At 39.3% G+C, this 11,762-nt stretch carries 6 protein-coding genes; all 6 read left to right on the forward strand.

Features of this window, described 5'->3' with window-relative positions; genetic code table 11:
* The first annotated feature begins 115 nt into the window (after nt 1–115).
* The 6 genes from ACFQ03_RS16315 to ACFQ03_RS16340 all read left to right on the forward strand — a co-directional run bounded on the left by ACFQ03_RS16315 (nt 116) and on the right by ACFQ03_RS16340 (nt 11,495).
* The gene (locus ACFQ03_RS16315) at nt 116–2,728 is read left to right on the forward strand and encodes a DrmE family protein (protein ID WP_379289434.1); all 2,613 of its coding nucleotides are present in this window, start codon (nt 116–118) and stop codon (nt 2,726–2,728) included.
* 13 nt (nt 2,729–2,741) lie between these two features.
* Nucleotides 2,742–6,347 (forward strand): helicase-related protein, encoded by a 3,606-nt coding sequence (locus ACFQ03_RS16320; RefSeq protein WP_379289436.1) that lies wholly within the window; start codon nt 2,742–2,744, stop codon nt 6,345–6,347.
* An 8-nt stretch (nt 6,348–6,355) separates the two neighbouring features.
* Nucleotides 6,356–8,263 (forward strand): DrmB family protein, encoded by a 1,908-nt coding sequence (gene drmB / locus ACFQ03_RS16325; protein ID WP_379289438.1) that lies wholly within the window; start codon nt 6,356–6,358, stop codon nt 8,261–8,263.
* 23 nt (nt 8,264–8,286) lie between these two features.
* Entirely contained in the window at nt 8,287–9,351 is a 1,065-nt protein-coding gene (locus ACFQ03_RS16330) for a DNA cytosine methyltransferase (RefSeq protein ID WP_379289440.1), read from the forward strand.
* Complete coding sequence (locus ACFQ03_RS16335) at nt 9,344–9,760, forward strand: very short patch repair endonuclease (protein ID WP_379289442.1); 417 nt, start codon at nt 9,344–9,346, stop codon at nt 9,758–9,760. Before ACFQ03_RS16330 ends, ACFQ03_RS16335 begins: the two co-directional genes overlap by 8 nt.
* Nucleotides 9,761–10,412: 652 nt before the next feature.
* Nucleotides 10,413–11,495, forward strand: a complete 1,083-nt coding sequence (locus tag ACFQ03_RS16340) for an HNH endonuclease (protein ID WP_379289444.1) — start codon at nt 10,413–10,415, stop codon at nt 11,493–11,495.
* The last annotated feature ends 267 nt before the right edge of the window (nt 11,496–11,762 follow it).

The raw sequence follows: 11,762 nt of genomic DNA on the forward strand, positions 1-11,762 counted from the left end.
TTCCTGTATGCACCTTTAACCTTTATTCCCATGAATTTTTCGACAAGAACTTTTCACTGTCCAGAATATATATATCTGATGAAATACTGATAACGTATTCAGGGGAGGATTTCTAATGGCAATCGAAGTTATCGAAAAATTGAGATGCGCCATTGACAAAGCGACTTTTTTGACAGATAACAAAAGAATTCAAGATAATGTGTTTATTGCAGCTAATGTGGATTTTATTGTCGAAATATTAACAAATTCTAATAGAGAACGCGGAATTATACTCCATCCAGGGACAAGTTTAACTTTGTATCTAGCGACGGTATTATCTTGTTTTAATTCCTTTTTAACTAATGACGCGGATAGCGCTGCATTTATAAACGATTTATCTGTCGGAGACCTTGTTATTTACGAAAATAAGCGTAGTGAATTTAAAGGAATTGATAACGAGGGGCGCTTCATTCTTGTTAATTTTGACAAAGGCGGCACTTCGACTAAGAATTTAGTTCCTCCCTCACAAGTTAATAAGATCTCGCCCTACTATGGAAACGCCAAAACATTAGACGGGAGAGGCATTAGAAATAAATCCAAATCCAAAAAGATACTTTCGGAACTATTCGGTATGAAACCGACGGAAATTAAAAATACATTCGGCAAGTCTGTAATAATAGTTTGTAGCAGATCAGAAGCCGATCGCTTAATGGATCGTCTCTCTGTTAGCGTTAAAGATAAAGTGAAAGGCCTGCAAATAGGAGGCTTATTTCCGGCGGCATACTACACTCAAGACGAACAATATAACTATTCGGGTAATTCGGCTAGAATTGAACCGATTCTTAAATTTACTAGTAAACTGTCGGTTGCTCGAGATTTAATAATTGATAATAAAGGTGTCGAGACACTTATTGTTGACGGAGCCGACTATATTACCCAAGATATTTCCGAATTAGCAAGCATTTATAACAGAAGCTCATTGAAAAGTATCTTAATGATATGCGAGCTATACAATAGTGTAGATTCCGCTGTTTTTCAACAGTTTGATGATCTAAAAACATTAATATGGACTAAGGATAAAATTAATGTTGAGTATCAAGCGGTATCAATGTCACATATTGGGGATATTTGCGATGAAAGTAAAGATCTTGGGAAACTATTAAGTAATGCCTTAAATTTGAAAAGTAATTTAATTGAGGTTGATAATAGAGTACATGATGGTATATTCCATGAATGCAAAAAAATATTGTATAAGTTATCACAATATAACGAAGAAAATGTAAACGTTAAATTAGAAGGGTTTATAAGTAAGGGATTTTGGTTGCTTAATCTTATGGAGAAATCTTTCTTTCCCTTAACCACAATGGAAAATATGATTAGGGAGAGAAAGATAAACGCACTTTCACCTTCAGAAGAATTAATAAACATGCAAAGCATCATCAATCAGTTTAACTTAATCGAATATCATGACAGTTTGATGAAGTTGGTTAACTCGTTATTGACAATAAAACGAGAAATAGATAGATCGAATGCAAAATATGATTATCTATTGGAGTACTTGAGACAATTAAAATACACGAATAGAAAAATTGCTGTAATCGGGTATAAAACGTATTATCGGAAGGTGTTTATAGAATCGATCCCAGATTATTTAAAACCAGTTGTTCAAAAGTGTGATTTTTTTACTCCCGGAAGATTTAACTCGAGTAAGTTCTATCATGATGTATTGGTAATGAGTGTCAATGGGTGGGATAAGCTCAATCCGCTATTGTTAAGCAACACTGAAAAGGTGTCGTTCGTATTATATAAAAATGAAAAAAATAGATTTAAGCAAGCGGAGAAAAAAACTTATAGAAGGCTGTCGTTATTCGGGTCCCCCAAATTATTTGAAAGTGAGGGACAAAATGCCGAATCAGCGGCTGCAATTGAGGAATTGGATGAGTCGGTAATCGAGGAGAAACTCGATAAGATTGTCGGACAATTCGAGTACAATTTTGCTGTTAACCATTCGGGATTCTCGGAGCCGGTAGGGGCACAAACTTCGGAAATAGTAAAGGTTGCGATTTTAGATACCGGCGAAAAGGTTTTCTTCTCACGATATTACTGCCCTTATGTATTTGACATAGATCGTCAAACGGTAGAAGAATCGGAACTTTCGCTGTTAAAACCCGGTGATCTTTTGATCTTTGCTAACTATGATAATGATGCGAAAGATATCGTTGAGAAGATAATGGATATTATTTTGGATAATAAGGCCGCAAACGATAGTTTTAAGGAAAGTTACCAAAAGTCGCTTTATTGGAAATCGGTTCTAAAACAATATATGCAGAATTTTCGACTAACTTACTCGGAATTATCTATAAGAATGAGTAGGTTCGGTAAAGGCAAGCATGAGGTTACATTAAGATCGTGGCTTGATGAAGGCAGTCACATCGTAGGACCGAGGGATCTTGAGTCTTTTCGGACAATTGCAAAGCTTACGGGCGATCCACTACTTTCCCAAAACCCCGATTCGTTTCTTCAAGCGTGTAGAGAAGTCCGCACAATGAGGATCAGAATCCTGAAGTATATCGAAAGGAATATTATCGCGTCATTTAACAAAAATATTAACCTGCAAAACGATGAGATATTATCAAAATTGCCGATTGATCTAACGGAATTGTCACGTGTAGTCCAGGTTGATAAATTAATCGATGCGGAAAACTTGGTCGTGCCCTACTATATGGCGAACAAACCTCAGATTTTGTGATAGGACGTGATCGATGATGAAACAGTTAATGCTTAAAACTAGAGAAGAATTGATAAAGAAAATTAACCAGGAGTTATTGGGCCCCGGTTCGGAGTATTCGATTCCGGACGAAGAACATGAAATCATTACAGATTTACCGGAAGTACGATATAGTGTCGGTATACTTTATCCGCAGCGAAATGTGATGAATGCGGACAATAATGAGATACCGCCCATATTGAATCCTTCGGAATTAGAATTGATAGATGATGATGAAAATCAATATGAAGAACTAGAAGGACACACTGAGTCTCTGAAAAAGTATTCAGGAAGCTTAGCGGAAGAGACGGATGTAGGATCCTTAGATGAAGACGTCGGATTATCGATGCAAAACATGCCCTCTTCCATGGGACTTACATTTTTTGTTAATCATGATGTTCGAGAGTTGCTCGTTGACGTAACTTTCGCGACGTACAGAAATGCAAAACTTGAAGATTGCAGATTGCCTTTTACCCCGGAGGATCAGGATAATTATGAACTGCCGCATAAAGTCGTACAAATAGTTGAATATTCGAGAGAATCGGGATTATTAATTCTTAAACAAAGACTTACCCGACGAGATGTGTTCCAAATCTGGGATAGCGATGAAATCGTTGATGATTATCTTAAAGATTGTATGTTCCGCTTATGCGATCAATTCAAACGGGGGTTTGTCAGAGAACCGCATAAAGTACCGGTTAAAATTACGTTTGAACAGGGTAAAATGTTCTATGAACTTAAAAATCTGGAAGGTAAAGAAATCAAGTTAGTACTATTATCCAAAATGTCTCGCGATGAACATCTCGCTGTGACAGTAATGCTTGTCAACACAAATACGGGAAACTATAACGGAACCAACTCATTTTTCCAACCACAAATAATGATAAATACCGATAATAATCCGGGTTTACGACTATTTGCATATACGAATAGAGAGTTTTCACAAACCAACGATTTTGAAGAAAAAAGTTTGGATTTGCTCTATCGGGAAAAGAAAACTTATGCAACGGGCCATGGCGTCTCAGTTGACTGGGAAATTAATGAAGACGGCGAAGGTAAGTTATGGACCGACTTTATGCCGACGTTTGAAGTCCCTCAAATGGACTTTAATATTAATTCTATTAATGGTAGAACGTTATCTATGAAATACTTATCCGACCTCGAAGCAACAGAGAAGACGTTTAAAATTGCCGACATGAAAGGTCTGATCGACGCTTATCAAGCCTGGATTACCGGAATTGAAATTAGAGGGAAGAAGTTGGATGTCCGTTATTCTGAAGCGGTGAATAAGCATATTCAGGATTGTAAAGAGTCTTGTCAAAGGATGTATTACGGATTGGAATTGCTTGCAAACGACAAGAAAGCTTACGATGCGTTTCAATTGGCTAATCGTGCAATGTTTATGCAACGTGTACATGCTGGTTTTCAAAAAGATGATCATTACCCGGGGGATTTGGAACTTCAAAACAAAATATCACAATTAAATTACTACGAAATTGATGACTCAAATCACAAGTGGAGACCGTTCCAACTTGCTTTTTTACTGATGAGTTTGAGGTCTATCGTGGAGGAAGAATGTGAGGAGCGTAACTTTGTCGATTTGATATGGTTCCCGACCGGGGGCGGGAAAACCGAGGCATATTTAGGATTGACGGCGTTTACGATCTTTTATCGTCGTCTTGCGTACTCAACTGTGTCGGACGGGACATCGGTTATTATGAGGTACACTTTAAGATTGTTGGCCGCTCAACAGTTTCTAAGGGCCGGGACACTTATTTGCGCATGTGAATCGATCAGAAAAGACTGTACGAAGAAAAAGTCGAAATATTCTTCATATCCGCTAGGAAAAGAAAGAATAACGATCGGATTATGGATCGGCGGATCTCACACACCGAATAAAAATGATGACGCCAAAAAATTTGTGAATAAGTTGCATGATGCAACCATCAGTAGTTTAAGGGAGGTTAAAGAAAAGTATACTAAATTCCAAATATTGAAATGCCCTTGGTGTGGGACAAAATTAGTCAGAGATCCAGATGCGACCGGAAAAGGCTTGATCGGCAGTTGGGGGTATACAATGAGAAACAAAAAACATTTCCAAATCCACTGTCCTCAAGAAAACTGTGAGTTTGAGGGAGCGCTTCCTATACAAGTCGTGGATGAAGAACTCTATGACAAGCCGCCGACTCTACTTTTCGGTACGGTTGATAAATTTGCGATGTTGCCTTGGAAAAACGATGCGGGAAGCTTTTTTGCGACATCCGATAATAATAGGGCTCCCGAATTAATCGTACAGGACGAGCTGCATCTTATTTCGGGGCCGCTCGGTACGATCGTCGGTCTTTATGAGACTGCAATCGACGCTTTATGTAGTTCGAAAGGCGTTAAGCCGAAAATTATCGCGTCTACCGCTACAATACGACGAGCGAAGGATCAATGTTCAAATTTGTTCAATCGAGAGGTCAGGCAATTTCCTTCACCGGGGATCGACTCTAACGACTCATTCTTTGCTCGAGAGGCGGATGCTAAGGAGAAACCGGGACGTCTTTATGTGGGGATTATGCCGTCGGGTAAAACGAAAGCGATGATGGAAGTGCGATCAATAGCCGCCATTCTTCAACGTGTTCACATGATGGAACTACCATATGAAGTCAAAGATAAATTTTGGACATTGGCCGTTTACTTCAATAGTCTCCGTGATTTAAGTAAATGTATGACGTTAGTTGATGATGACGTCAAGGATTTTATCAGAAGAACCGCGCAACGCTTCGGTAAAAGGAAATTGGTTCGGCAAATCGGTTCCGCCCATGAGTTAACGAGCAGAGTTTCCACCACCGAACTGAATGAAACGCTGCAAAAATTAGAACAACTCGAATACACCGAATCCAACCAATTAGAGAAGAAATATCCGATCAATGTACTCTTGGCCACAAATATGATCTCAGTCGGAGTGGATGTGGCGAGGTTAAACGTAATGTTGCTTGTCGGTCAACCGAAGTTGACCAGTGAGTATATTCAGGCATCGAGTAGGATCGGCAGAACTTATCCCGGTGTAGCGTTCGTCCTATATGACGGTGCGAAAAGTAGAGACCGATCGCATTATGAGCAATTTAGAAGTTACCATGAGTCGTTCTATAAATTCGTCGAACCAACTAGCGCGACTCCATTCTCAAAGCCGGCAAGAGATCGAGCGTTGCATGCCGTAATGGTATCGTTAATGAGGCACAAGTACGGCTTATCTAAAGATGATGATGCAGGCATGTTTCGGAAAGATATCGAGGGCATTGCTGAGATTGAGCGGTATATTATCGAACGCATTACTGAAATAAGAAGAAGAGCAGGCATAGAGTTACAAAATGAGTCCGAAGAAATCGCCCTGGAAATGAAAGCTTTTTGGAACGAATGGGAAGAACGCGTGGGGATCTCCGGTGGAGAAAACTTCTATTTTGGCGAGCGGTATATTGTCGTTGATCCTCCGTCAGGAAGCAAAAGACTCCTGAAAGTATTTGGGGCAGAAGGATCCGATCCGGCTAAGGAAACTTTAACCTCTATGCGTAATGTCGATAAAAACGTAACGGCAGGGCTACTAATATGGGAGTGATATATGATATGACGGATTTAAAAATACAGAAAGATGTTGTGAAATTAAATAAGATAACTCACAGCGTAAGAAGCGCCCAAGCGATATTGCAATATGGCGTCGGTGCCATGGTAGATTTCCCAGACCAAACATTAATGACTGCCGCACCTGAATATTGGGAGGCGAAAGTTACCAAAATTCACGATGAGAGACTGGAGAAGGCGTTGCGTGTAGATTATTTTGGAGTACCCGGGAAAAGTCAAAAAGATTGGGGAATTACCTACACTAGATTTCCGCAATGGTATTTTTGCCCGCAATGCAGAAGGTTTCAGGCGTTAAAAAATTGGTTATCCGAGTACAGAAAAAATGCGACGCTAACGCAAAAAGAACGGGATCCGCATATGAAGCGCCCCCGATGCATGGAATGCAAGAAAGACCTAGTACCGACGCGTATCGTCGTTGCATGTGAAAATGGCCATATCGATGATTTTCCCTGGGTAAATTGGGTGCATGATAGAAACATAGGTGGAGAGAGATCCATATGCTCAAATCCATCGCTTACGTTTGAAACCGGAGCGACGGCTTCTGCCGGATTAGAAGGGCTGGTCGTAAAATGTAAGAATTGTAGTGCCAAAGCTACGTTAGCCGGTGCGTTCGACAGAGATGTTATGCAAAAAATGGCGGAGAAACGCGGCCCGCAGTACGGATGTTCCGGCAATATGCCTTGGAAAGGAAGTTCTGAAGATTGTGCTGCGTTCCCTCGAGCAATGCAACGCGGGGCATCATCCATTTATTATCCTAAAGTAGTCAGTTCTTTGGTGATACCACCTTATTCGGAGAAGATAAATAAGAAGATAACGGGTTCACATGCGTTTGAACGAATACAAAATATTATCGCAGATTATGAGGAAGACGAACGGGAGAAGAAAATTGCCTCTCGCATTGATAGATGGGCGGAGGAAATCGGTCGGGAGATATCCGCTCAATATATTGTTGTCAAGAATATCTTGCTTCGACGTTTTTCAGTCCAAAGCGGTGCGGAGTCGGAAGAAATCAATGCAAACGGGGTAGGTTATCGGATCGAAGAGTATGAGGCGCTGACGGGTAAAATCCCCATTGAAGATCTCAATGGTAACGATTTTGTTCGTGAAGATACGGATATTTCAAAATATAACATTCCCTTTGTAAAAGGTGTATCGCTTATTCATAAAATAAGAGAAGTACGAGCATTGACCGGTTTCACGAGAATTAACCCTCCGGATGCCTTCGAGGTAGGGGAAAGAATACCTGGATTTATTTCCGCTAAGGAACCTTCAACGAGATGGTATCCTGCTTACGAAGTTCGTGGCGAGGGTATATTTATTGAATTTAATTGTAACGATATCAATAATTGGATACGTAATAATAATAATATCGCGAAGAGGGCTGAAATCGTAAATAATAATTATAGAGAAACTTATCAAGGTAAAACCACTAGTCGATTAATTACCCCCAAATTCTTGTTGTTGCATACCATTGCCCACTTGTTGATTCGACAATTAAGTTTCGAATGCGGATATACAGCAGCATCGTTAAGAGAACGGATTTATTGCAGCGGAGCGGATGACAACGTTGAAATGTCGGCAATATTAATCTATACCGCAAGTGGAGATTCCGAAGGCACTCTAGGCGGGCTTGTACGTCAAGGGTATTGGGACTGTTTACCGAGAATTTTTAAAAAGGCGCTGGAAATAGGGGAGTTATGTTCTAATGATCCGGTATGTATTTCAAGCGAGGGCCAGGGAAGGGACGCACTTAACTTAGCATCATGTCATTCATGTGCATTATTACCTGAGACAAGCTGTGAGGAGTTTAACGTTTTTTTAGACAGAGGCGTGGTGGTAGGCACGTTCGAAGATAAGGAACTCGGATTTTATTATAAGTGGTTAAACAGTTAATCTAACAAGAGAGATGATTAATAGTGGCATATACGGCAATAGATTTATTTGCAGGATGCGGCGGGTTATCGGAGGGGTTAAAACAAGCGAACTTCGACGTAATTGCCGCCGTTGAAATTAATAAATATGCAGCAAAAACTTACAATTTGAATCATAGGGAAACTAAAGTATTTGACGAAGATATCCGTAAGCTTGATCCAAATGATTTTCGAAAATTATTAAATGGTAGCCCACTCTTTTTACTAGCAGGATGCCCTCCGTGCCAAGGCTTTTCATCAATGAGAAGATTGAACAGAAACAGCCCAGTAGAGGATCCGAGGAATGACCTGATTCTTGAATATCTGAGATTTGTAGAAGTACTTCAACCGATAACCCTGATGATGGAGAATGTTCCCTCGATTGTGGATTATCCCTTATTCAAGAAAGTTTATAGGAAACTTAAAGAAATTGGTTACAATCTCGATTACGACATCGTTAACGTTGCGGAATACGGCGTTCCTCAGAGGAGAAAACGTTTTGTATTGGTAGGTTCGCGCCTTGCTGAAATAAATATTGCTAAGGGCACAGGACTGAAACAAACGGTGAAGGATGTAATCGGCTTGTTGGAAAGTACCGCAGTTACCTCGGATCCGATTCACCAAATTTATCCGAAACATAAGGAAAGAATTATGGAAATGATAAAACTTATTCCGAAAAACGGAGGGGGAAGAAAGGACCTTCCAGAAGAATATATTCTGTCTTGTCATAAGAAAAAAGGTGTGGGCTTTAGTGATGTTTACGGCCGTTTGAAATGGGACGATGTATCATCGACGATTACCGGAGGATGCCTCAATCCATCTAAAGGTCGTTTTCTTCATCCGGAGGAAGATAGATGTATTACTGCAAGGGAAGCGGCAATGCTCCAGACTTTCCCACGCAATTATCACTTCCCAACCGATATTCCAAAGGGAACGCTTGCTTTGATGATAGGCAATGCATTACCCCCGTTGTTCAGCCGGATTCAAAGTGAACACATTTATCAACATTTGTTGGAGAATTACACATCTAACGAAAAATCGGAACAGCAGACCGAATTAATCTATGGATAAGTTTGATAAGGAAAAGCGTAGCGAAATAATGAGGAAGGTGACCGGTAAAAATACGAAGCCGGAAATAATCGTCCGAAGACTTCTTCACCGAATGGGATATCGCTTTAGATTACATCGTTCCGATCTTCCTGGGAAGCCGGATATTGTACTTCCAAAATACAAAACAGTTATATTCATTCATGGTTGCTTTTGGCATGGCCATGAAGGCTGTGCCAGAAGCAAGTTGCCTGCAACCAATAGAGATTTCTGGGAAAAGAAAATCGCAAAAAATAAAGTGCGAGATAAAGAAGTTTTTAACCAACTGGAAGAGCTAGGTTGGCGGGTGTTAATTATTTGGAGTTGTGAGATCCAAAAGAAAAAGATGGGTATACTTTCGAGAAGGTTGGAAAAATATCTAAAAAATTACTGAAAAATATAAAGACGAAGGAATACTATGGATTCTGCTGCACTCGACATGATATTTAATAAAAACAAATCGGAAGAAGAAAGGCTATCCGGCCTTGAATGCCCGCTGGATTATGGCAACGATTGATATGTATGGGTTAATAATTCAATATCAGAAAAGGGAAGTCAACTAATAAAATATTATCTCTGAATATAAAAATCAAAAAGCTCCTGTTGATGTTTGGCAAGTGCAAAAAAATGGAGATTTATTGGACTATAATATCATCGAAAAAGTTTAGTGTTTGTGGCCAATTTGTGACGATCCAGCAGTAAACTGCTTTGATTAAATCCAGATATATAACGAGCCGAAACTTGCTTGAAAAGCAAACTCTTCAACGGTAAGAATCAATGAACTTTTACCTTGGTGGGGATTTTATTCTGTAGCAACGCTGGGGTTCAATCAGGAAATACTACCCTCGTCTCAACCACCTTGTTAAAGAGCACCGTTTTAGGTGCTTTTCTTTATCATGACATATGTTGCCTTGGGTGCGTGGCATTAAGAAAGTATTGATGTGTCTGGAATAGTTGATAGCGACATAGTCTCTCAAGGGAAACCAAAAAAAGGGGAGTTTGGAAAATAAGTGCGAAAACTGCTATTAACTTGGTAGAATATTGTTTTGACTACAAATGAAGCGGGTGAAGTCATGGTCAACTTTAAAAATAGGACAGAAGAAAGAAGATTTGCAAAACAACTGATGCAGACATACTTGGAGGATCAAAAGAACAAACAGAATAAAAAGAGGAAAAAATTTATAAAGGAGGAAGGCATTGTTTATCTTAATGTAGTAGCGGGAGACCATTATTTTAGAAGTATCCGACATATTGTTGATCGGGAAGGATATTTAAGAATTATTGATGAGGATTGTAAAATAATAAATAATCGAAAGAGATCCCGTGTGAATATGTCTCGTTCTGGAGCAAGACAAGTTTCTATTGATGGAAAATTAAAGGTGGTTGTGGAACGAAAAATAGAAGGAAGAAAGCAACCCCCACTTAAAGAGTATTATGTTATTGGTAATAAACGACTTCACATAAGCGAGGTTAATAGTCCTTCGTTGAAATCAACAAAACTTAATAATAATAGATCTCTGTCAATTACAGTAAAGCCAAAGCATCAAAAAATCGATAAGCAGAAGATTAATTCTCATTCCGAACTCAGCAGTAAAAGCATAAATAGCGTGGCTAGAAAAAAAGTCGTCAAGACTGAGAGCGGTGCCGATGTAACAACTAATTTGGGGTGGGATCACAGTGACAATAACCGTCAAATAAATATGCCTACTCTTGACTTGGGCTCAATAACTCCCCAAAAGCGTCATCTGAAATTAACGGTTCCTCAAAGAAGTAAAATTTTGGTTCAGCAACTCAAAACACTGTATAACGATTATTGCCAGATATGTGGTACTCGGATTGATTTAGGTGAAGGAGAAAGCATGTCCGAGGTACACCATATACAACCGCTAGGTTCTCACAACGGTCCTGATATTGCAGAAAATATGATAGTAGTTTGTCCTAATGATCATACGTTGTTCGATAGAGGAGCAATTACTGTTGATTTAGAACGAGAATGTGTCATACATATCAATTCTGAAAACCTATTACACGGTAGGAAACTATTATCCAAGCACAAGATTAATTCCAAGTTTGTCGAATACCACAATACTTTTATTTATAAAGGTACAATTCCGTCGTCTGACAGCTAGCAGGTTGCTTATGGTGACACAGTAATAATATAAGCGTACAGATGATTTATTTGATATAGAGATCGAGCACTCATTTAATAGCCAATATATGACCGAAATACCACGTTATTATTGGGTAAACTTGTCGGAGATAACTTTGACTTCAAGATAATGCTTATAAAGTGAAATCAAAGTCGAATAACTAAGAAACTCACCCCCTAAATTTATAGTGGCACAAGAAGTCAAGACAGTTTTTTTTAATTTTTAAGGTGTGAAATCATTCACGAA

Source organism: Paenibacillus residui, assembly GCF_042677205.1.
Taxonomy (GTDB): Bacteria; Bacillota; Bacilli; order Paenibacillales; family NBRC-103111; genus Paenibacillus_L; species Paenibacillus_L residui.

What these genes read in the sequence shown, in the direction of transcription:
- ACFQ03_RS16320 (WP_379289436.1), top strand. Translation starts at nt 2,742, where the DNA reads ATGATGAAACAGTTAATGCTTAAAACTAGAGAAGAATTGATAAAGAAA.
- drmB (WP_379289438.1), top strand. Translation starts at nt 6,356, where the DNA reads ATGACGGATTTAAAAATACAGAAAGATGTTGTGAAATTAAATAAGATA.
- ACFQ03_RS16335 (WP_379289442.1), top strand. Translation starts at nt 9,344, where the DNA reads ATGGATAAGTTTGATAAGGAAAAGCGTAGCGAAATAATGAGGAAGGTG.
- ACFQ03_RS16315 (WP_379289434.1), top strand. Translation starts at nt 116, where the DNA reads ATGGCAATCGAAGTTATCGAAAAATTGAGATGCGCCATTGACAAAGCG.